Source organism: Trichloromonas sp. (assembly GCF_034006665.1).
In the GTDB taxonomy this organism is placed as follows: domain Bacteria; phylum Desulfobacterota; class Desulfuromonadia; order Desulfuromonadales; family Trichloromonadaceae; genus Trichloromonas.
Map to the genome: position 1 here is coordinate 74,925 of NZ_JAVESI010000006.1, position 19,769 is coordinate 94,693.

At 60.3% G+C, this 19,769-nt stretch carries 23 protein-coding genes and 1 tRNA gene; 21 read left to right on the top strand and 3 right to left on the bottom strand.

The features are described 5' to 3' along the window. The first annotated feature begins 1 nt into the window (after window position 1). The 6 genes from RBR25_RS04335 to RBR25_RS04360 all read left to right on the top strand — a co-directional run bounded on the left by RBR25_RS04335 (window position 2) and on the right by RBR25_RS04360 (window position 7,280). Window positions 2-1,432 (top strand): proton-conducting transporter transmembrane domain-containing protein, encoded by a 1,431-nt coding sequence (locus RBR25_RS04335; RefSeq protein WP_432818306.1) that lies wholly within the window; start codon window positions 2-4, stop codon window positions 1,430-1,432. After that, on the top strand, window positions 1,432-2,955 hold the full coding sequence (locus RBR25_RS04340) for an NADH-quinone oxidoreductase subunit C (RefSeq protein ID WP_432818331.1): 1,524 nt from the start codon (window positions 1,432-1,434) through the stop codon (window positions 2,953-2,955). The genes RBR25_RS04335 and RBR25_RS04340 overlap by 1 nt, the downstream gene beginning before the upstream one ends. Before the next feature lie 21 nt (window positions 2,956-2,976). Further along, window positions 2,977-3,735: a 4Fe-4S dicluster domain-containing protein gene (locus tag RBR25_RS04345; protein ID WP_432818307.1), complete on the top strand. Its 759-nt coding sequence runs from the start codon at window positions 2,977-2,979 to the stop codon at window positions 3,733-3,735. 76 nt (window positions 3,736-3,811) lie between these two features. Next, a complete protein-coding gene (locus tag RBR25_RS04350) occupies window positions 3,812-3,979 on the top strand; it encodes an FmdB family zinc ribbon protein (protein WP_432818308.1) in 168 nt (55 codons plus the stop codon). A 418-nt stretch (window positions 3,980-4,397) separates the two neighbouring features. Continuing rightward, window positions 4,398-7,025 (top strand): glycosyltransferase, encoded by a 2,628-nt coding sequence (locus RBR25_RS04355; protein WP_432818309.1) that lies wholly within the window; start codon window positions 4,398-4,400, stop codon window positions 7,023-7,025. A 108-nt stretch (window positions 7,026-7,133) separates the two neighbouring features. Beyond that, the gene (locus tag RBR25_RS04360; protein ID WP_432818310.1) at window positions 7,134-7,280 is read left to right on the top strand and encodes a hypothetical protein; all 147 of its coding nucleotides are present in this window, start codon (window positions 7,134-7,136) and stop codon (window positions 7,278-7,280) included. Window positions 7,281-7,513: 233 nt separating this feature from the next. Here RBR25_RS04360 and RBR25_RS04365 read toward each other — a convergent pair whose 3' ends face one another. Then, complete coding sequence (locus RBR25_RS04365; RefSeq protein ID WP_432818311.1) at window positions 7,514-8,806, bottom strand: DEAD/DEAH box helicase; 1,293 nt, start codon at window positions 8,804-8,806, stop codon at window positions 7,514-7,516. A 181-nt stretch (window positions 8,807-8,987) separates the two neighbouring features. On the opposite strand from RBR25_RS04365, the gene RBR25_RS04370 reads away from it, so the two are divergent. Continuing rightward, window positions 8,988-9,761: a glucose 1-dehydrogenase gene (locus tag RBR25_RS04370; RefSeq protein WP_432818312.1), complete on the top strand. Its 774-nt coding sequence runs from the start codon at window positions 8,988-8,990 to the stop codon at window positions 9,759-9,761. On the opposite strand, the gene RBR25_RS04375 is transcribed toward RBR25_RS04370, so the two are convergent. Beyond that, on the bottom strand, window positions 9,749-9,940 hold the full coding sequence (locus RBR25_RS04375) for a hypothetical protein (RefSeq protein ID WP_432818313.1): 192 nt from the start codon (window positions 9,938-9,940) through the stop codon (window positions 9,749-9,751). The two genes, RBR25_RS04370 and RBR25_RS04375, sit on opposite strands and share 13 nt — an antisense overlap. A gap of 201 nt (window positions 9,941-10,141) precedes the next feature. Between RBR25_RS04375 and RBR25_RS04380 the strand changes: the two genes are divergently transcribed. The 11 genes from RBR25_RS04380 (at window position 10,142) to RBR25_RS04430 (ending at window position 16,359) form a co-directional block, all read left to right on the top strand. Further along, complete coding sequence (locus RBR25_RS04380; protein WP_432818314.1) at window positions 10,142-10,369, top strand: hypothetical protein; 228 nt, start codon at window positions 10,142-10,144, stop codon at window positions 10,367-10,369. 88 nt (window positions 10,370-10,457) lie between these two features. After that, entirely contained in the window at window positions 10,458-11,306 is an 849-nt protein-coding gene (locus tag RBR25_RS04385) for a DUF3014 domain-containing protein (RefSeq protein ID WP_432818315.1), read from the top strand. Then, complete coding sequence (locus RBR25_RS04390; RefSeq protein WP_432818316.1) at window positions 11,303-11,830, top strand: V4R domain-containing protein; 528 nt, start codon at window positions 11,303-11,305, stop codon at window positions 11,828-11,830. The genes RBR25_RS04385 and RBR25_RS04390 overlap by 4 nt, the downstream gene beginning before the upstream one ends. Continuing rightward, window positions 11,830-12,753 (top strand): GGDEF domain-containing protein, encoded by a 924-nt coding sequence (locus tag RBR25_RS04395; protein ID WP_432818317.1) that lies wholly within the window; start codon window positions 11,830-11,832, stop codon window positions 12,751-12,753. The genes RBR25_RS04390 and RBR25_RS04395 overlap by 1 nt, the downstream gene beginning before the upstream one ends. Before the next feature lie 55 nt (window positions 12,754-12,808). After that, window positions 12,809-12,904, top strand: a tRNA-Sec gene (locus tag RBR25_RS04400). 174 nt (window positions 12,905-13,078) lie between these two features. Then, on the top strand, window positions 13,079-14,320 hold the full coding sequence (locus tag RBR25_RS04405; RefSeq protein WP_432818318.1) for a tyrosine-type recombinase/integrase: 1,242 nt from the start codon (window positions 13,079-13,081) through the stop codon (window positions 14,318-14,320). Then, on the top strand, window positions 14,317-14,532 hold the full coding sequence (locus tag RBR25_RS04410) for a hypothetical protein (RefSeq protein ID WP_432818319.1): 216 nt from the start codon (window positions 14,317-14,319) through the stop codon (window positions 14,530-14,532). The genes RBR25_RS04405 and RBR25_RS04410 overlap by 4 nt, the downstream gene beginning before the upstream one ends. 40 nt (window positions 14,533-14,572) lie before the next feature. After that, window positions 14,573-14,764 (top strand): hypothetical protein, encoded by a 192-nt coding sequence (locus RBR25_RS04415; protein ID WP_432818320.1) that lies wholly within the window; start codon window positions 14,573-14,575, stop codon window positions 14,762-14,764. Between the two features lie 252 nt (window positions 14,765-15,016). Beyond that, complete coding sequence (locus RBR25_RS04420) at window positions 15,017-15,727, top strand: hypothetical protein (protein ID WP_432818321.1); 711 nt, start codon at window positions 15,017-15,019, stop codon at window positions 15,725-15,727. 155 nt (window positions 15,728-15,882) lie between these two features. Then, window positions 15,883-16,086 carry a helix-turn-helix transcriptional regulator gene (locus tag RBR25_RS04425; protein ID WP_432818322.1) on the top strand — a complete coding sequence of 68 codons (204 nt, stop codon included), beginning with the start codon at window positions 15,883-15,885 and terminating at the stop codon, window positions 16,084-16,086. A 3-nt stretch (window positions 16,087-16,089) separates the two neighbouring features. Then, window positions 16,090-16,359, top strand: a complete 270-nt coding sequence (locus tag RBR25_RS04430) for a hypothetical protein (protein WP_432818323.1) — start codon at window positions 16,090-16,092, stop codon at window positions 16,357-16,359. Between the two features lie 386 nt (window positions 16,360-16,745). On the opposite strand, the gene ltrA is transcribed toward RBR25_RS04430, so the two are convergent. After that, window positions 16,746-17,981, bottom strand: coding sequence for a group II intron reverse transcriptase/maturase (ltrA, locus tag RBR25_RS04435; RefSeq protein ID WP_432818324.1), 1,236 nt, complete (start codon window positions 17,979-17,981; stop codon window positions 16,746-16,748). A gap of 3 nt (window positions 17,982-17,984) precedes the next feature. Between ltrA and RBR25_RS04440 the strand changes: the two genes are divergently transcribed. The 3 genes from RBR25_RS04440 (at window position 17,985) to RBR25_RS04450 (ending at window position 19,358) form a co-directional block, all read left to right on the top strand. Continuing rightward, window positions 17,985-18,260 (top strand): siphovirus Gp157 family protein, encoded by a 276-nt coding sequence (locus RBR25_RS04440; protein ID WP_432818325.1) that lies wholly within the window; start codon window positions 17,985-17,987, stop codon window positions 18,258-18,260. Between the two features lie 200 nt (window positions 18,261-18,460). Next, a complete protein-coding gene (locus tag RBR25_RS04445) occupies window positions 18,461-18,721 on the top strand; it encodes a hypothetical protein (protein ID WP_432818326.1) in 261 nt (86 codons plus the stop codon). 130 nt (window positions 18,722-18,851) lie between these two features. Next, a complete protein-coding gene (locus tag RBR25_RS04450; RefSeq protein ID WP_432818327.1) occupies window positions 18,852-19,358 on the top strand; it encodes a hypothetical protein in 507 nt (168 codons plus the stop codon). Window positions 19,359-19,769 lie beyond the last annotated feature (411 nt).

The following is a 19,769-nucleotide window of genomic DNA, read 5'->3' on the forward strand; positions in this document are numbered from 1 at the left end:
CATGATCACCGCGCTCATCCTCCTGCCGCTGCTCGCCGCCGTCGCCGCCGCCCTCATTCCCCGTCTGCGCCTGGCCGGATGGCTGCTGCCCCTGATCGGTGCCGGGCACTTCACCCTCGCGCTGGCCACACCCCTGTCTCCGACCGGGAACGGCGACTGGCTGATCCTCGACCCCTTGGGCCGTCTGGTGCTGATCGTGACCAGCCTGCTCTTTCTACTCTGCTCCATCTACGCTGTCGCCTACCTGCGCTTCCACCAGCAGCAACGGGACAGCCGAGCAATGGTGCCGTGCCTGCTCTTCTTTCTCGCCACCCTTACCCTGGCCACCGTGGCTCATCATCTCGGCCTGCTCTGGGTAGCGGTGGAGACCACGACCCTGGCGAGCGCGCCCCTCATCTACTACAACCGCAACCGGCTCTCCATCGAAGCGACCTGGAAATACCTGCTCCTCGGCTCGGTAGGCATCGCTCTGGCCATGCTCGGCATCCTTTGCACGGCTTACGCCGTCCTCCACGTTGACCAGCCGGTCAGCCTGCAATTCGACCAGTTGCTCGCCAATGTCGCCGGTTCCTCGCGCCCCTGGCTGCACACCGGCTTCGTCTTTCTGCTCGTCGGTTTTGGCACCAAGATGGGTTTGGCTCCCCTGCACAGCTGGAAACCGGATGCCTACGGCGAAGCCCCGGCCTTGGTCGGAGCCCTGCTCGCCGGCGGTCTGACCAGCGTCGCCTTCCTCGGTATCCTGCGCGGAGTACAGCTCATGGCCGCCGCCGGCGACCTCGCCCTGGCGCGGCAATCCCTGGTTATTATGGGCCTGCTCTCCCTGGCCCTAGCGGCGGTTTTCGTGGTCAAACAGCCGGACGTCAAGCGCATGCTCGCCTACTCCAGCGTCGAGCACATGGGGATTCTCGCCCTCGGCGTCGGCATCGGCGGTCTGGCGACCTTCGGTGCCATGCTCCACCTGGTCAACAATTCCTTGACCAAGGGGGCGCTCTTCCTCTCTGCCGGCAACATCCAGCGGGCCTACGCCAGCAAACATCTCAGCGAAGTGCGCGGCGCCATGAGCCGGGTGCCCCTTTCGGCGGGGATCTTCGTTGCGGGCTTCCTGGCCATTACCGGCAGTCCCCCCTTTGGCCCTTTTATCAGTGAGTTCACCATTCTACGGGGGATCTTCGGCGAAGGGCACCCTTGGCTCGGCGGCGTCTTTCTTCTGCTGCTCGCTATCGTCTTCATCGGCATGGGCGGTACGGTTCTGATGGCCACCCAGGGGGAGGCGCCCACCGATACGCCCCCTTCCGAGCATCGGGATACAGCCATGCTTGCCGGTCCTCCCCTCGTGTTGCTGGTCCTGGTGCTGATCCTCGGACTCTATCTGCCCGAGCCTTTGCGTGTCGGTCTTGAGCAGGCCGCCGCCCTGCTGGAGGCGAAACCATGATGCCCGCCAACTGCCTGACCTTCCGTCCTGGCGAAACCCTGAAGCTTGCCGATATTCCGACCCTGTCCTACGCCGACTACGCCCAGGGGCTGCTCGATCTGGTAGCGGCCGGCGGCCGTGTCTCCGCCTGTTTCGCCGATTCTGCGAACGGCTCTGCGAAGCTTGATCTCTACACCCTGATCGCCCGCGACCGCCAAGGGGATCTGGCCCTGCTCAAAAGCGCCATCGGCGAAAACTTCCCGTCGCTGACCCCCGAGTGCCCGCAACTGCATCTTTTTGAACGGGAAATCGCCGAGCAGTTCGGCGTCGTTGCCGAAGGTCACCCCTGGTTCAAGCCGGTGCGCTTCCATCAGTCCTGGCGTCGGGGGAAGGATGCCTGGGGTCGCCCCACAGATCGACATCCTCTGGTTGGAGAGATGGATTTCTACCGGATCGCCGGGGATGAAGTGCATGAGGTCGCGGTCGGGCCGGTCCATGCCGGGGTCATCGAACCCGGACATTTCCGCTTCCAATGCCACGGCGAAGAGGTGATGCATCTGGAAATTTCCCTTGGCTATCAGCATCGTGGACTTGAACGCCTGCTCATCGGTGGCCCGCACAAAGCGACCCCCTTTCAGATGGAGACCGCCGCCGGCGATACCAGCACCGGCCACATGACCGCCTACTGTCGGGTCATCGAAGCCCTTGCCGGCGCCGAGGTGCCGCCCCGGGGGGAAGTGCTGCGCTCGGTAGGTCAGGAGTTCGAGCGACTAGCAAATCACGTCGGCGATCTCGGCGCCATCGCCGGAGATGTCGGCTTTCTGCCGACCTCCGCTTATTGCGGCCGCCTGCGCGGGGATTATCTCAACTTCAGTTCCGAACTCTGCGGCAACCGTTTCGGCCGCAGTCTGGTTCGGCCGGGCGGCACTCTCATCGATTGCGACCGGGAATTGACCGATCTCATTTTGAAGCGGCTTGAGTCGGTAGCCTACAATACCCGGGGGGCGATTGAACTGATGTTCGACACCCCTTCGGTCCTCGGACGTATGGAAGGGGTCGGCCTGGTTTCCGTTGAGGCCGCCGAGCAGTTCGGTATGGTCGGAGTCGCGGCTCGCGCCTGCGGCCTGCGCCGCGACATCCGCTTGACCCATCCGCGCGGCGCCTGGCGCAATGCGTTCGATACCATTCCCCAAGAGACGGATGGCGATGTCAACGCCCGCGCCCAGATCCGCCGGCGCGAGCTCTACACCGCTCTGAGCTGGATCACCAAGCATCTGAAAAATCTGCCCGAGGGTCCGCACCACATCCCCCCGGGAAAACCGGGCGCGGACCTCTTCACCGCAGCCTTGGTGGAAGGCTGGCGCGGGGAGATCGCCCATGTGGCCTTGACCGACGGCGAGGGACGTTTCCGCCGCTATAAAATCGTTGATCCCTCCTTCCACAACTGGAGCGGATTGGCTATGACCTTGCGTAACGAACAGATTTCCGACTTTCCCCTGTGTAATAAAAGCTTCAATCTCTCCTATTGCGGATTCGATCTGTAAGGGGATGAAAAGGATCACGCCATGCTGAAAATTATCCGTGAACGCTGGCGGCAGGGCTACCGCACCGGCAAATTCCCCAAGATCGAGCCGGTGCTGGCGGAACGATTTCGCGGCCTGCCGCAACTCCCCACGTCAGCTTGTCCTGAAAACTGCCGAGCCTGTCAGGATGTCTGCCCCACCGACGCGATCACCTTTGAAGAGGGGCGCCCCGTCATCGACCTGGGGCGTTGCCTCTTCTGTGACGATTGCGCCCGCGCCTGTCCGGAGAAGACCCTGAGCCTGACCGGCAACTACCATCTGGCCGCGAGCAGCCGCGAGAATCTGCTCCAGAAAACCAACGAAGCCCCGAAAATCGCCGCTCTCAATGCCCACATGCGCAGTCTCTTCGGACGCTCTCTCAAACTGCGCCAGGTCTCTACCGGCGGCTGCAACGCCTGCGAAGCCGACCTCAACGTGCTCGCCACCCTGGTCTTCGACCTCGGGCGCTTCGGCATCCAGTTCGTCGCCTCCCCCCGCCACGCCGACGGCCTGCTGGTCACCGGTCCGGTCACGGAAAACATGAAGGGCGCCCTGCTTGATACCTACGCCGCTCTCGCTGAACCGAAGCTGGTCATCGCCGCCGGCGCCTGCGCCATCAACGGCGGTCCCTTCATCGGCAGTCCCGAAATTCACCAGGGCATCGGCGACCTGATTCCCGTCGATCTCTACATTCCCGGCTGTCCGCCCCATCCCTACACCAGCCTCGACGGCATGCTGCGCCTGCTCGGCCGCCTGAAATAGCCTGCCACGGCGGCGGGGTTTACTACATTCGATTTTTCATATATATTGTCGTGGCACTTTTGCGAAGGAGAACGCCATGCCTATTTACGAATATGTCTGCCCAGCCTGTGGTAACCGTTTCGAAAAAATCCAGCGCCAGCGCAGCGACAAGCAACCCTGCCCGATATGCGGCGCCGTTGCCCGGCCTGCCGTTTCACGCCCGGCGGACACCTCCGCCAACTGCAACAGCGGCGGCTTTACCTGAGCCTGATCCGGTGGTGGCGTGTCCACCACGAGCCCCTCACATCCCGGCATTACTCGGATTGCCGTCGCCTGTCGTCGGCATGCGGCGGCAATCCGATCCTCACATGATCCTCACCCGTTTCTGACAATCCTCTTGACTCCCTGATCCGATCGTGATACTTATAGTCGCAAGAATGGACGTGGATCGTTTATCTGTCCGAAGATGTCCAAAGTGCTGACACGCTTCCATCGCTTAGCGCTTCTTTTTCCACTCTTTCGACCTTCTTGGTTGGATACCCGCTATGTTCACGGCCTTGCCGGGCCAAGCTGACATTCCCCACTGACAACACGGCTAAGCTCTACGCCCTCCCCTTTCCGGAGGGCTTTTGCCTGTACGGGCAAAGTTCACCTCGAACCTGTTTCGAAGGGACATAAAAACCATGCGCAAAACCGGATTTATCATTGTTGTTCTGGTTATTTTCGCCAATCTCGCCGTCTGGACGCTGCTCAATCGACCGGAAAGCGCACCGGACTGGAACGCGCCGTTCAACGGCCTCTCTTTCAGCCCGCTCCGTCCGGGGCAGGACGCCATGAAGGATGAACTGCCCAGCGCCGAAGAGATCGATCAGGATCTCGCCCTCGTTCAGGATAAAACCCTGCGGGTGCGGACCTATTCCTCCCTCGACACCCTCGGTCTGGTGCCCGAAATGGCTCAGGCGCGCGGCCTGAAGGTCACCGCCGGCGCCTGGCTCGACCAGGATGAAGCCAACAACCGCGCAGAGATCGAGCACCTGGTCGCCAACGCCAACCGCTGGTCGAGCGTCGAGCGGGTCATCGTCGGCAACGAGGCGGTACTGCGCGGCGATCTCACCGTTGCCGAGCTCAGCACCTATATCGACCAGGTCCGTAAGTCGATCCGGATACCGGTCGGCAGCGCCGAACCGCCCCATGTCTGGCTCGAACATCCGGAACTGGCCGCCGCTGTCGACTTCATCGCCGTTCACATCCTCCCCTACTGGGAGGGCGTTTCCGCCGAAGAAGCTCCCCAATGGGCCTTCAACCGTTACCAGGAAGTGGTCGCCGCCTTCCCCGACAAGCCGGTGGTGATCGGCGAGGTCGGCTGGCCGAGCGCCGGCAGCCGCTTCATGGGCGCCAAGGCGTCGCCGGCGAATCAGGCCGTCTTTATCCGTGAATTTCTGCAACTGGCACAAAAGCACCAGATCGACTATTTCCTGATGGAAGCCTTCGACCAACCCTGGAAGAAAGCCTTGGAGGGTGCCGTCGGTGCTCACTGGGGGATTTTCGACGCCGAGCGCCAGGCCAAATTCCCCCTGACCGGCGCCATCTCCGCCGTTCCCCACTGGCCCTGGCAGGCCGCCCTGGCGACGGTGCTGGCGCTGGTGCCGATGGTCCTCTTCCTGCGCCACTGGGATAACCTCAAGCGCCGCGGCCAGCTCTTCTTCGCCGCCCTCATCCAGCTGACCGCATCGCTCTTCGCCTGGACGGCGCTGCTGCCCCTGGCCGTCGAGATGACCACGGCCGGGACGATCGTCTGGGGTCTGCTGCTGCCCGCTCAGCTCGGCCTGCTGCTGGTGATTCTGACCAACGGCCTGGAAATGACTGAGATGCTTTGGATCAAGCGCTGGAAGCGCTATTTCGCTCCGCTGAATCCGGAACGGGATCGCGAATTCCCCATGGCCTCGATCCATCTGGCGATCCATAACGAACCGCCGGAACTGGTCTTCAAGACCCTCGACGGTCTTGCCGCCCTCGACTATCCCAACTTCGAGGTACTGGTCATCGATAACAACACCGTCAACGAAGAGGTATGGAAGCCGGTGGAAGAGTATTGCGCCCGCCTCGGCGAACGCTTCCGCTTCTTCCACCTGCCGAAATGGCCGGGTTACAAAGCCGGGGCGCTCAACTTCGCCCTCGGCGAGACCCATCCCGACGCCCAGGTGGTCGGGGTCATCGACGCCGACTACATCGTCAGCCCCGACTGGCTGCGCGCCCTCGTCCCCTACTTCGACAAGCCCGAAGTCGGCTTCGTCCAGGCGCCCCAGGACAACCGCGAATGGCAGGGGGATGTCTTCCAGACCATGATCAACTGGGAGTACAACGGCTTCTTCCAGATCGGCATGATCCATCGCAACGAGCGCAACGCCATCATCCAGCACGGCACCATGACCCTGATGCGCCGCGATGCCTTGGAGCAGGTCGGCAAGTGGAGCGAATGGTGCATCTGCGAGGATGCCGAACTCGGCCTGCGGCTGTTCAAGGCCGGTTACGAGTCGGTCTACGTCAACCACAACTTCGGCGAGGGAATCACCCCGACCAGCTTCGCCGGCTACAAAGGACAGCGCTGGCGCTGGACCTACGGGGCGGTGCAGATTCTTCGCGGCCACTGGCGTTCGCTTTTGCCTTGGAGCAAATCGAATCTCACCGCCGGGCAGAAGTTCCACTTCGTCACCGGCTGGATGCCCTGGTTTACCGACGCCCTGCACCTGCTCTTCACCCTGGCCGGCGTCGCCTGGACTATCGGCATTCTGGTGCGCCCCCAGGATTTCGAAGTCCCCCTGGCGGTCTTCCTGGTGCCGACCTTGGGCCTGTTTCTATTCAAGGTCGCCCACGCCCTGATTCTCTACCGGGCACGGGTCAAGTGCAGCTTCCTGCAGAGCCTCGCCGCCTCCGTCGCCGGCATGGGACTGACCCACACCATCGCCCGGGCGATCTTCACCGGGCTGTTGCAGCCGAGCCATCCCTTCCTGCGCACCCCCAAGGGGGAAGGTCGCCAAGCGCTGCTCAAGGGCGTCATCATGGCCGGCGAAGAGACCCAGATTTTCCTGCTGCTGCTGGTTTCGGCGGCGGCCAGTTTCTGGTTCTTCGGCCCCAACAACCCCGAAGGAACGCTCTGGGCCGTTCTCCTGCTGGTTCAGTCCATTCCCTACGGCGCTGCCCTGGCGACCTCGATGGCCAGTTGCATGCCCCGCCTGGACCTGGTGCTGCCGAAACTGGCGTCCATGCCCCGGCTACTCACCACCCGCGCCCGGCGCACGCCGCTGGGTTGATTAAAAGTACCGAAGGGCGTATAAAAGAAAAGGCGAAACCCTCGGGTTTCGCCTTTTTTCGTTCACTCCGACGGAGCGGATGCCAACTCACAAGGAAAGGAAGTTCGCATGAAAGGAACCGACCTGCTCAAACTGCTGGCTCTGCTCGCCCTGGTCGCCGCCATCGCTGCCGGTGCCTACTGGTTGAGCCGCTCCCAGGGGGATGCCACGAAAAAATATTCCCATCCCATCACCCGTGAAGGGAGCAAGTGGTAAATAGAGGGATGCAGGGATTTCCCACTGCCCAGACAACCACGGCATAACGCCCGAGTTTTCCCGTCGCCATCAGCAGTTCGAAGGATCCCATCCTAAAGCGCAGGATGCCGCCGACCAGGCACAGGGGATCGCCCACCACCGTTAGCCAGGAACAAAGCAACGATCAGCAACCGTAACATCATGCCAATAAAAAAGCCGCGTCCGAATACGCGGCTTTTTTTTGTTTCTCGCTATTAACCGCGCACAGCGCCGACTAGACGGCGGCCGGCATTGCGCCGGTTGGACGCGGTCTTGCCCGCCGGGCGGGGGGCCGAAGCCGTCGTGGCCGAAGCCTTACTCTTGGCCTTGGGCCGGGAAGGCTGGCGCGGGGGTCGGGCGAACTCACGATCCTTGACCGGAGCTGGAACGCTGTAATCAAAACCGTCGAGCTTGCGCTGCTCCAGGGGCTTGCCGAGCACCCGCTCGATGGCGCGCACCATGACGGCATCTTCCGTCGTCACCAGGGTGAAGGCATCGCCGGTACGGGCGGCGCGACCGGTGCGGCCGATGCGATGGACGTAAGCTTCGGTGGTGTCGGGGATATCGTAGTTAATGACGTGGGAAACCTGGCTCACGTCGATTCCCCGGGCGGCGATGTCGGTCGCCACCAGCACCTGAAAAGTGCCGTCACGGAAACCGTCGAGAGCCTCCTGGCGCCGGTTCTGGGAGAGATTCCCCTGGAGAGAGGCGGCCCGGTGGCCGGCCTTGCCCAACTGCTCGCCGAGGCGCTTGGCGCGATGCTTGGTACGAGTGAATACCAGCACCGATCCGGTATCGGTATGCCGCAGCAGTTCGAGCAGAAGGGGCGTCTTGAGATGCTGCGCCACCGGATAGAGGGCATGGCTGACGGTCACCGCCGGAGCGGTGGTGCCGACCTGGACCGTCACTGGATCGGTCAGCACATCCTGCGCCAGGCCGCGAATCGCGTCGGGCATGGTCGCCGAAAAGAGCAGGGTCTGCCGCTGCGCGGGCAGGCGCTTGAGAATCTTGCGGATCGCCGGGAAGAAGCCCATGTCGAACATCTGATCCGCTTCGTCGAGGACCAGCACTTCCAAGGCGGAAAGATCGATGGTCCCTTGATCGAGGTGATCCTGCAGGCGGCCGGGGCAGGCGACGACGATTTCGACCCCCTTTTTCAGCTTGGCGATCTGCGGATTGATGCCGACGCCGCCGTAGATGGTCATGCCGCGCAGACCGGTGCGGGCGCCAAGGGTCGTGATGTTGTCGTGAATCTGCTCGGCCAGTTCGCGGGTCGGGGCGATGACCAGCGCCCGCACCCCGCCGCGCGGCCCGGAGAGCAGCCGGTGGAGAATGGGCAGGGCGAAGGCGGCGGTTTTGCCGGTGCCGGTCTGGGCCAGGCCCATGACGTCGCGTCCGGCCATGACCGCCGGAATGGCCTGGGCCTGAATGGGGGTGGGGGTCCGGTAACCGGCGGCGGCGATGCCTGCGGCGACCTGGGGGTGAAAGGCGAATGTGCTGAAATCCATGTATGTCCTTGTGTCTTCCATGCGTTCCAAAAAAACAAAAACCCCGGAGGGATTCCAGGGCTTACGAGCTTTTCGTTGTCATCCGGGAACTGCGTTTGATATGGTGCACAGTAGCAGCGAATGCTCGACGATGTCAAGCTTATCCCGTAAATTCCCGCTTTTAGCCGATTCGGGAGGATAAATGATGGCGGATTTCAGCGGCAGGACCATTCTCGTTACCGGCGGCGCCCAGGGCATCGGCCAGGGGATCGTGCGCTATCTGCTGTCCCGGGGTGCCAACGTGGTCGCCGCCGATATCGACGGCGAGGCCTGCGCCTTTCTCGAAAGGGAACCGGCATCGCCGAGCCTGCTGACGGTGGTCGCCGACGTCGCCGACGAAAACTCGGTGCGCCGTTGCTGCGAAGAGATCCACCGCCGCTTCGGCGGCCTTTCCGGGCTGGTCAACAACGCCGCCCTCGCCCATGCCCATTCCGGCCCCCTCGAAGCGTTGTCCCTCGACGACTGGAACCGGATGCTGGCGGTCAACCTGACCGGCCCCTTCCTCGTCACCCGCGAGGCTCTCCCCCTGCTGCGCGCCGCCGGCAACGGGGCCGTGGTCAACATCGCCTCGACCCGCGCCCTGCAATCGGAAGCGGAGTGCGAAGCCTACGCCGCGAGCAAGGGGGGAGTGGTCGCCCTGACCCACGCGATGGCCCTTAGCCTCGGCCCCGAAGTGCGGGTCAACTGCATCTCGCCGGGATGGATCGAAACCGGCGACATGCAAAAACCCTCGGCCCGTCGCCCGGTCAGCCACAGCGACGCCGACCGCGCCCAGCATCCCGTTGGCCGGGTCGGCCTGCCCAAGGACATCGCCGCCCTCGCCGCCTTTCTCCTCGGCCCCGAAGCGGGCTTCATCACCGGCCAGAACTTCGTCGTCGACGGCGGCATGACCCGCAAAATGATCTACGCCGAGTAACGCCCTCGATCCATCCGTCCCCGCAAGCTCTCGCATTCAGCATGCATGGCCGCGAGGCGCCGCGCCCAGACCCGCTCGTCCCGCGCCGCCGCAGGCCGTGTCATTCGCCCCGGCAACCATGCCCGCAACCAGCCTTTCGCTACCGTTCCCACCGGCTCCGTCATTTTCCAGACTTCCATGATTCATCTCCTTGATTCGAGTTTGGCCGAAGGCTAGGCGCTCTCCTTTAATTCCCGGTGAGAGAAGTGTTAGAAATTGATGGGGGGAAGAGACACCTCCCTGGGGGTGACGACGAAAATCTCGCATCCTTCTAACTTGCCGCAAACAATTCCGTCCTAAAGTACCGTCTCAAATGCATCGCAACCAAAGGAGAATCCACCATGAATCAAACGACCGCCGAGAACCTGATCATGATCGAAGAGAAGTGCCCTTTCTTCAGCCTCTCTCCTGAAGACGGCAAACCAAGCTGCGCCACCAGCCCTCGGGCCTCGTTGCAGCATTGCTACTGCGAAACGGAAGACTACGACAGCTGCCCGCTCTTTCTCGGGCGTCTGCTGCGCAACAGCCGACCTAAGTTCCGCGGAACACTCGACCTCGTCCACAAGTAGGAAAAATCGCCTCTTGGCTTGCTCTCATCCCCCCCGCCTGTGCTAGTATGACCGTTAAGAATTCCGGTCATTAGCACGGGGGATCCCCATGAAAAAGTCTGTCCTTGTTCCCGCCGCCCTGCTCGCCGCCCTGCTCGGGGCGATCTTCCTTTTCTTCGCTCCACATAAACTCCAGCAGGAAACTGCGGTTGTCGCCCCGATCACGGCGCCGGTCGCAGACCCCGTCTCCACTGCCCCCCACTACCCTCTGATCCCGACTCCGGAAACCGCGCCGGAACAAGCGCCTGAAACCCGGGAGGGCGAAATCGAGCCCGCCGCGACCGCGGCAACGGAGGATGCCGACACTCTCAGAACGCGCCTGCTGACCTTGCTGGGAGGACCGGGAGAAAAATCCAAACTCCTGATTCTTGAAAACTTTATCCCGCGTTTCGTCGTCACCATTGACAACCTCACCAACAGGGATTTGCCACGCAAACAACTGCCGGTCAAGGGCGCTCCCGGTTCCTTTCAGGTCCAGGGAACCCTTGAAGAAGAAAGCATTCATCCCGCAAACGCCCTACGCTATACTTCCTTCGTCGAGTTGGCCGAGTCCTTCGACAGCCGTGAACTGGTCAATCTCTACGCCCGTCTCTATCCCGAATTTCAAAAAGCCTATGAAAATCTTGGCAAGCCCGATTCCTATTTCAATGATCGCCTGATTGCCGTCATCGACCACCTGCTGGCGACGCCGGAACCGGCGGAACCGATCCGTCTCCAGCGCCCCAAAATCCTCTACCAGTATGCCGACGCCGAGCTGGAAAGACGCAGTTCGGGACAGAAGATCCTGCTGCGCGTCGGCGCTGAAAACCGTGCGCGCATCAAAAGCAAACTGAGTGAATGCCGCGCCGAACTGCTGAAGCGCGTCAGCACGCCGACTCTGGAGACACCGGCACGATGAAAATGGGCAACGACACACAAATCTACGATTTCCACTGGGACGATCTGGGCGACCTGAAAATCGGACGGCCCAATCTCGGAGACAGCGTCTCCTTGGCCGTCTACCGGCTCATGGTCTTCACCTTCAAAGACACCCTCTCCAAGGAGTTTGGCCTGGAGAAGACCAAGGAACTCTTCATCAAGGCCGGGCATCTCGCCGGACGCCAGTTCTGCCTAAATCTGCTCGATACCCACCTTGATCTCGACGCCTTCATCGCCGTCCTCAAACAGAAGCTGATCGAACTGAAGATCGGCATTTTGCGGATCGAAGAGGCCGACCGCGAACACCTGACCTTTAGCCTTACCGTCTCCGAGGACCTCGACTGCTCCGGCCTCCCGATCCTCGGCGAGACCGTCTGCGATTATGATGAAGGCTTCATCGCCGGGATCTTCGAGGAATACGTCGGTCGTCCCTTCGCAGCCCGGGAAATCGATTGCTGGGCCACCGGTGACCGCACCTGCCGCTTTGAGGTAAAAGCTCTCTGATGGAAAAATCGGCCCTGGCGATCCTGCGCCGCCTCGACGAAACTCTCGCCGGCGCCCTGCGAAGGGGCTTTCCCCGACAAGGGCTGTGCGCAAGTTTCGTCGACGCGAAGCCCGAAGACCCCGAACTGGCCGGCATCGTCGAACGCCTCAGTCAATTCCTCGCTATGCTCGATGAGAGCCAGGGCTATGCCACTCGCCTGGCCGACGGTGACCTTTCCGCAAGCGCTGCCCGCAACAATATCCTGGCCATGCCCCTGAAGGCGCTACAGGCCGACCTCAAACACCTCATCTGGCAGACCGAGCAGGTTGCGACCGGAGATCTCAACCAGCAGGTTCACTTTCTCGGCGACTTCTCCGCTGCCTTCAACAGCATGATCCTCGCCCTGCGGGAAAAACGGCGCCTGGAGGAGCAACTGCACGAAGTCAACCAGGCCCTCGAAAAACAGGCGGCCACCGACGTCCTTACCGGCCTCTTTAACCGCCTCAAGCTTGGTTGTCTGCTCGACACCGAAATCGTCCGCGCGCAACGCTACGCTACTCCTCTCTCCGTCATCCTCCTCGATATCGACCATTTCAAACAAATCAACGACACCCGCGGCCATCAGGTCGGCGACGACGTTCTCCGCGAACTGGCCCAACGCCTGCTTTCCAGCCTACGCTCCTGCGACGCCGTCGCCCGCTGGGGAGGCGAAGAATTCCTCGTCATGCTCCCCAACTCTCCCCTTGCAGCCGGACGAGAGTGCGCCGAAAAATTGCGCGTTGCCATCGCCGACTGTCCCTTCACCCCCATGCCCCAGGTCACCGCCAGTTTCGGCGTCGCCGAACTGCAAAAAGGCGAACCGCGCGAAACCCTCATCGGCCGCGCCGACCAGGCCCTCTACCGGGCCAAAAACAACGGCCGCAACTGCGTCGAATGCGCCTAATGCAAGGTTGTCTTTCACGGATGAATATGCTATTTTCACGCGACTTCCTTTAAATGGGAGCAGGAAGTAGTCTGGTGACGCTCCCGGTCTTCAAAACCGGAGGGGGGCGTATCCCGTCCCTGGTGAGTTCGATTCTCATCTGCTCCCGCCATTAACAATCTAACACAGTCCATAGACGTACAGGAAACCCGCTACTTAGGCGGGTTTTTCTGTTTCTTCTTGTCTAGTCCCGTCCGGCTTGGTATACCTAAAACCACCTCCCATTGGTATACCGGGAGGTATACCAGACACCACGACAAGGTGCGTATACCAAAAAGGAGGGAGTATGCCAAAGATAGCCGCTCCGCTGACCGATACCAGAATCAGGACCGCCAAGGCTGCGGGGAAAGATTTGACGCTGGCTGACGGCGGCGGGTTGTCCCTGCTGGTCAAAACGTCAGGCGCTAAGCTGTGGCGTTTCCGGTACACCTTCGAGGGGAAGCGGAACATGCTGGGCTTTGGCACTTACCCGGCCACCTCTCTTGCCGACGCCAGGGACAAGCGATCTGAGGCGCTGCGGATGATTGAAAGCGGCATTGACCCAGGCCAGCACCGCAAAGCGGTCACAGCGGCCAAGGCGGAACTCAGAGCCAACAACTTTGAAGTGGTGTCGCGTGAATGGATCGGCAAGGTAAGCCCCGGCTGGTCTGAAGCAAATACCGAGGTTGTGACCAAGCTGCTTGAAAAAAATGTCTTCCCCTGGATCGGGAAGACCCCCGTTGCCGAGGTTGACGCCCCGGAACTGCTCAAGGTCTTACGGCGGATGGAGGAGCGGGGGATCGTCAAAAGCGCTCACAGGGTCCGTTCTATCTGCGGACAAATTTTTCGGTATGCCATTGCCACCGGGCGGGCAAGCCGTGACGTTGCGGCTGACCTGCGGGGAGCGCTGACCACGGCGCAAAAAAAACACCTTCCAGCCATTACCGACCCCCCCAAAGTGGCTGAACTTCTCCGAGCCATTGATGCTTTCGAGGGGTCTTTCGTGGTGCGCTGCGCTCTGCGATTGGCACCGCTGGTCTTCGTCCGGCCTGGGGAACTCCGAAAAGCCGAGTGGGAGGAAATCGACCTTGAAAAAGACTTGTGGTCGATCCCGGCAGAAAAGATGAAAATGAAGATGCCGCACATTGTCCCGCTGAGTCGTCAGGCTGTGGCGATCCTCAAGGAGATACACCCCATGACCGGGACCGGGCGCTATGTTTTCCCTTGTGCGCGATCAGTGACCAAACCCATGTCGGATATGGCGTTACAGGCAGCACTCAGGCGCATGGGCTACGAAAAGGGAATGATGACGCCCCACGGTTTCCGGGCGATGGCAAGGACGATCCTTGACGAGGTTTTGCAGGTACGCCCCGACTTCATCGAACACCAGTTAGCCCACGCCGTCCGCGATCCGAACGGGCGCACCTACAACCGGACCTCCCACCTTGCCGAGCGAAAAAAGATGATGCAAACCTGGGCTGACTATCTGGACGGCCTGAAAGCGGGGGCGCAAGTGATCCCCCTTCGACGCAAAGGGGGGAAGGCATGAGGGCGCTGTTCTCCGTCGATCTAAGCCGACCGTGTTTCCAGTTTTACCCCCAGGAGGTCCTTGCTGACGTTCTACGGGACGCGGCGCGGCAAGTGCTGGGTCTCGACCTGCGGCCCCTGTCGGCTGTTGAGGTTATGCAGCGGAACCCCCCTGTAACCCTCTTCGATGATGCCGGGAGGGAATTGGGGCGGCTGGAGTTTATCGAGGATTGACCACCGGGCGAAGAGGCCCATAACGAAAAGGGAGGGAACCATGAAAGCACAAATCATCATCAGCATGGATAACGCGGCCTTCGAGGACGGCGGGCCGATGGAGGAGCTTTCTCGCATCCTGGGGGAAGCGGCGCGGCGCGTGCTGGCTATTGACCCGGAGCGGGCGGAGCCTATCACCTTGCGGGACCTGAACGGGAACAAGGTAGGCGCTGTGACGTTCTCCGACGATTGACCCTTTTGGGCGCGAGGCCACCGTCTGCATGATGGGCTTTGGAAGGCGGTTCACGCTTATGCAGGCACCGCAGACGGACGACGCCCACCTCCAGCCAGGGGATAGGATCAGGCCACCGAAAAGGGGTTGATGCCCCCTGCCCCTGGCACCCCTTCACCGAACACCCGCCTAGCCCGACGGGGCGAAAAGCCGGGACTCCCTCCCCGGCCTGGCGGGAACTTTCTAGGGGGACGCACAGAGGGAGTGCTGACGATGGATGCCGACCTTTCCCGCCTTGAAGAACTTTGCCTGGAGGCACAGGCCCACCCTGTCGCCGAAACCAAAGTAACATCGTCAATCGAAGGGCTGCTAAGTACCGTTTCCGTGCTGGTCTGGCTCAAGACTCGCCATGAAGAGGGCGATCCCCTGGCGGCGCTGGAAGCGATAGATGTTAGCTGGCAGCGCGGCTTTAGTCTGCCGATATGGGCGCATGGTGCCTTGGCCCGACGTTCTGCCAAATTCTTGATGGACGGGCAAGCGTCCATTGATGAAGCCTTTGATGCACCGACCCAGGCGCGGGAAAGGCGGCTGAGAGTGTCAAGGATCGTTGACGCGATGCACCACATGAATTTTCTGTGTTACACGATGGGGCTACCTGCCAGAATCGCCGCTGTGATCGTTTCGGCGCTCCCCGTCACGGCGCACACTGTCGCCGGGTTTAATCGTCAGGATGTTTCCGACGTCAAGCAACCCTTAAAGCCCGGCACGATAGCCCAAGAATGGAAACTCTATACGCTCAAGGAACGCATACCGGAGCACCTAACCGACCCGATGCAGAACTTGACCATCCTCATGGATGAATACGAACCTACCATTTTTCGACTACTGGAAGATGGCACCTTTCGCAGACCAGACCGAGAAAAGATTATCAAGGCCCATGCCCGACTGGTCGGCAAAACCCTACCTCATTTTCCCACCCTGTAAATCCCCGAAATCCCGCCGGAAAAATTGGTAATTTTTGCCCTCTGAAAATTACCTAAATACCTGTTTCTGAAAGACAATTCCAGATTGACCGGGACAAACCTCGTCCCGTAGTGTGTCACCACGTCGCGACGAAAACCCTTGACGATGGAGGCCACATGAATAACCAAGCACCCCACCCCAGACCGGACCGACTTCTAAGAGAGCGCGAAGTTTTAAACATCTTGCCCATCGGTAGAGCATCGCTGTGGGCGGGAGTCAAGGCGGGACGATACCCCCAGCCAGTAAAACTTAGGCCCCGGACTACCTGTTGGCGCGAATCGGAAATCTTGCGTCTGATCGAGACAGGAACGGAGGGCTGAGCCATGAACAAAAACGAAACCCCGGCCGGGGCGGGGGGAGGGGGATCAGAAATGGTGTACCCATTATCACCGCAACCACCCGAAAAATCAAGTGAAATCACCTGGGACGACCTGCTGAAGATCGAGTTTGCCATGATCCCGTTGATGATCCTCAGCGGCGGCGATGGCGACGACCGGGACGACATCCCACCTCAAGCGCTTGTGCGTCTGAATCTGCGCATGGTCTGGCGGGAACTGTCGGCACTTTCCCGGCGGGTAGGGGGCGGACAATGACCTACCGACTTTCGGCAGACCCAGAAATTATCGCAGAAGCGGCAGCCATGTTTCCGCCGGTCAAAAGGGCCATACCTACCCCTAGACCCCCGGCAGAAAACCCGGCACAGGCGAAACCAGAGAGCCAAAGCGACCCCATCCCGTTGCCGGATGGATTGCACCCGGTCGAACCGTTCGACTTTTCCCTGTTGCCCGACTCCCTGCGGCCATGGGCTGCTGACATTGTCGAGTAGACTGATTTCTCCCGTTGCTACAGGTTGATGTTTGTTTTCTCCGTTGCCGCCTGGTTTCCCGGCGGTGCCACATTATTTCAACCATACAGCAGTTGGCTTCAGCCCCTCACAGAACCGTGCTGGCGCTATTTACGCACACGGCTCTTCACATGGTCAATTCGCAGAGATCTGGTACATGCTGACCTTGATTCGGGGCGCAGGCAAGGGGAACCGCTTCAGCATTTCGCAGAACTTTTGCCAGGTGATACAACCCCTTTTGCCGCGCCGATTAAGCCACTTAAACAGGAGTCGCCTCACCTCCCTGGCAAATCTACTGATTCCAGGTGAGTTGTCAGTAACTCCATAGTAGGCATAGTGCCCTCGCAGCTTAGCGGTGGTTGTCTCCCATATTTCTGCCGTCTTCTTGGTCCTGGCTTTCTTCAGCCACTCCTTGAAGACTTTCAACTTGGCGGTGAACTTCTTGCGTGCGGTTACCCGTTTTACCCGAAACCCGGTGCCATTTTTCCTTGTGCCGCAGTAGTGGGTAAATCCCAGGAAGTCGAAGGTATCTGGTCTTTTCCCCCGTACCTTGGCGTTTTGCACAGCATAGCGCCCAAACGCTACCACCCTGGTCTTCGTTGGTTCTACTTCCAGCCCGAATTTCTCCAGCCGCTTCCCCAGTTCCCGGCGAAATTTCTCCGCATCTGCTTGGTACTGAAAGCAGACAACGAAGTCATCACAATACCGGATCATCCGAGCATAGCCAGCGCAGTTCTTCCGGACCACCTTCTCAAACCAGAGGTCAAGGGTGTAATGAAGATAGATGTTGGCGAGCAGGGGGGAGATAACCCCTCCTTGAGGAGTCCCTTCGTCGCTGACCGTTACCATCCCGTCTTCTGAAACCCCGGCCTTGAGGAATCGCTTGACCATGCGCTGAACCCGCTGGTCCCCAATCCGATGTGCCAGGAATTTCATCAGCCATTCCTGATTCACATGATTGAAGAAGCCTTTGATATCTGCTTCAACTATGTGATTGATCGGTTTGGTCTCAACGGTTTCACCCAATGCTCTGAGCGCCTGGTGACAGCTCCTGCCAGGACGGAAGCCATAGGAGTCTTCTATGAAATCCTGCTCAATGACTGATTCCAGTATCCGCACCAGTCCCGCCTGCACCAGTTTGTCTTCAAAGCATGGTATCCCCAAGGGGCGTGGTTGGTCGCTGCCCGGTTTGGGTATGTACACCCGTCGGACAGGTTGCGGGCGGTATGCCATCCGGTGAAGCCGTTCTATCAGATTTGATAGATTGGCGTCGAAGTTTTCGGCATACTGCTCCTTGGTCAGGTCGTCAATGCCCGCAGCGGCGTCTTTCCGCAGCCGCTGAAAGCATTCCCGTAACAGTTCTTCGTTCATCAGGTGATAGAGGCTGGTGAACTTGAACGAAGGTTCCTGGAGACGGCGTTGCGGGCGGCGGGGCGGGATAGTCTGGAGACCTCCCGTTTCCGGCTGCGCCTCCAGAAGAACCCGCCGGCAGCGATCCCCACCGATGAAAGCCAGACCCCGGCCCATTTCGTGGTGACGATCCCCGAGAGCCACCGGCCCGATAAAAAGGCGATCCTCACGGCGCTCAAAGGGGGTGAACTTGTTGCCGGATGGCGACTCAGTCAGGGGGAAAGGCTGGTCATTCGATGAGATCGGCGGCTTATATCGGAATCGACCCCGGCGCATCGGGGGCTGTGGCCCTGCTCGCTGACGACGTGGCCCTCGTTGAAGATTGGCCGGGTGATCCCGTTGCGGCGGCTGACTTGCTGCGGGGCTGGCTGGTAGGGCATGACGTCAGGCTGTGCGCCCTGGAGCGTGTCGCGTCTCGACCGGGGCAGGGAGTGAGCAGCGTGTTCTCTTTTGGCGTGAATTTCGGCACCTGGCAGGGGCTGCTGGCGGCGCTGTCCATCCCCTACACCCTACCCACCCCCCAGTGCTGGCAGAAAGGGCTGATTGTTCCGTCTGATGGACCGGACCCGAAAGCGCGATCCCTGGCAGTGGCAAGGCGGCTGTTCCCTGGCGTCGATTTGTCACGGAGGAAAGACCACGGCAAAGCCGATGCCCTGTTGCTGGCTGTCCATGCCCGAAGCACTCACAAGCCGGGGGGATAAACCCCGGCATTTTACTAAAGAAAGCAAAATAGGTTTTCCAATATTCCACGGAAAATTAAAAAATTTGTGGGGTCAGAAACCGGGGCCTTGGCTCCCTTGTTCACAGGAACCCCCGAAAGGACCCAAGCGCATGAAGATATTCGAAACCCGAAAGCAGGCATTCGACGAACTCGTTGACCCCGGCGGCTGGCCTGTCGGTCGCTCGAAATTCTACGAAGACGCGGCGAAGCATGGCCTCTGCGAGAAAGACAAGAGCGTCCGACTGGACCGGCTGCTTGCCTACCTGCGTGAACTCAACGGCGGGACGATCCCTGGAGGCTCCCCTGATCGAGAGGCCGAAACCGTCCGCAACCTCCAGCTGAAAAACCGGCTGCTCGAACTCCAGGCCCGCAAGGAAGATCGTAAGTGGCTGCTGCGCTCCGATGCCGACGTGATCCTCCATGCCCGTCTGTGCGCCTTGCGCGATCATCTGCGGTATCATGCCGCCCGCGCCACGAAGGAATCCGTCACAGCGGCGGGCGGCACCCCCGGCCATGTAGCCGAGGCGCTCGAACGTCTGGAGGTCGCCATTGATAGAGCGTGTAACGACCTCGCCACCGATGCCGAGCGAGACATGGAGGTTGAGTTTACCGACTAACCGCCCACCCCCACCGATGCCGGGACTTGATCCCGGCTTTTTTTATGGCGCACAGGGGGACGGCGGCCCGTTTTGGTATACGTTTAGGTATACGTCAAAACGTCGATTTTATTTTCTGCTTTAATTTAAGATACTTAAATAGCCTGTTGGGTTTCATCTGCGCGCATAGCTGCCTGTTTTATTTCAACCATCAGCATTTGCATTATTGGGACAATGCCATAAGACTGGGACAAAATGGCATCAATATTGATGCCACCGCAAAAAGAGAAGGTCTGATAACTAGCTTAAATCATTAGATTATTTGCAATTTTTTTCTTGCGCCGGGACGTGATCTATGGTATATTCCTTAACAATTCCAATGCTTTGCGAGGGACTACCATGATTCACGTCAAAGACCACAAACAGGTCGAC

Bases quoted from the DNA above. Each gene is read 5' to 3' on its own strand.
- RBR25_RS04370 (WP_432818312.1), top strand. From the start codon at position 8,988: ATGATGGCGGATTTCAGCGGCAGGACCATTCTCGTTACCGGCGGCGCC.
- RBR25_RS04390 (WP_432818316.1), top strand. From the start codon at position 11,303: ATGAAAATGGGCAACGACACACAAATCTACGATTTCCACTGGGACGAT.
- RBR25_RS04420 (WP_432818321.1), top strand. From the start codon at position 15,017: ATGGATGCCGACCTTTCCCGCCTTGAAGAACTTTGCCTGGAGGCACAG.
- RBR25_RS04355 (WP_432818309.1), top strand. From the start codon at position 4,398: ATGCGCAAAACCGGATTTATCATTGTTGTTCTGGTTATTTTCGCCAAT.
- RBR25_RS04340 (WP_432818331.1), top strand. From the start codon at position 1,432: ATGCCCGCCAACTGCCTGACCTTCCGTCCTGGCGAAACCCTGAAGCTT.
- RBR25_RS04450 (WP_432818327.1), top strand. From the start codon at position 18,852: ATGAAGATATTCGAAACCCGAAAGCAGGCATTCGACGAACTCGTTGAC.
- RBR25_RS04360 (WP_432818310.1), top strand. From the start codon at position 7,134: ATGAAAGGAACCGACCTGCTCAAACTGCTGGCTCTGCTCGCCCTGGTC.
- RBR25_RS04405 (WP_432818318.1), top strand. From the start codon at position 13,079: ATGCCAAAGATAGCCGCTCCGCTGACCGATACCAGAATCAGGACCGCC.
- RBR25_RS04350 (WP_432818308.1), top strand. From the start codon at position 3,812: ATGCCTATTTACGAATATGTCTGCCCAGCCTGTGGTAACCGTTTCGAA.
- RBR25_RS04365 (WP_432818311.1), bottom strand. From the start codon at position 8,806: ATGGATTTCAGCACATTCGCCTTTCACCCCCAGGTCGCCGCAGGCATC.
- RBR25_RS04375 (WP_432818313.1), bottom strand. From the start codon at position 9,940: ATGGAAGTCTGGAAAATGACGGAGCCGGTGGGAACGGTAGCGAAAGGC.
- RBR25_RS04385 (WP_432818315.1), top strand. From the start codon at position 10,458: ATGAAAAAGTCTGTCCTTGTTCCCGCCGCCCTGCTCGCCGCCCTGCTC.
- RBR25_RS04430 (WP_432818323.1), top strand. From the start codon at position 16,090: ATGAACAAAAACGAAACCCCGGCCGGGGCGGGGGGAGGGGGATCAGAA.
- RBR25_RS04335 (WP_432818306.1), top strand. From the start codon at position 2: ATGATCACCGCGCTCATCCTCCTGCCGCTGCTCGCCGCCGTCGCCGCC.
- RBR25_RS04380 (WP_432818314.1), top strand. From the start codon at position 10,142: ATGAATCAAACGACCGCCGAGAACCTGATCATGATCGAAGAGAAGTGC.
- RBR25_RS04395 (WP_432818317.1), top strand. From the start codon at position 11,830: ATGGAAAAATCGGCCCTGGCGATCCTGCGCCGCCTCGACGAAACTCTC.
- RBR25_RS04425 (WP_432818322.1), top strand. From the start codon at position 15,883: ATGAATAACCAAGCACCCCACCCCAGACCGGACCGACTTCTAAGAGAG.
- RBR25_RS04345 (WP_432818307.1), top strand. From the start codon at position 2,977: ATGCTGAAAATTATCCGTGAACGCTGGCGGCAGGGCTACCGCACCGGC.
- RBR25_RS04410 (WP_432818319.1), top strand. From the start codon at position 14,317: ATGAGGGCGCTGTTCTCCGTCGATCTAAGCCGACCGTGTTTCCAGTTT.
- RBR25_RS04415 (WP_432818320.1), top strand. From the start codon at position 14,573: ATGAAAGCACAAATCATCATCAGCATGGATAACGCGGCCTTCGAGGAC.
- ltrA (WP_432818324.1), bottom strand. From the start codon at position 17,981: ATGAACGAAGAACTGTTACGGGAATGCTTTCAGCGGCTGCGGAAAGAC.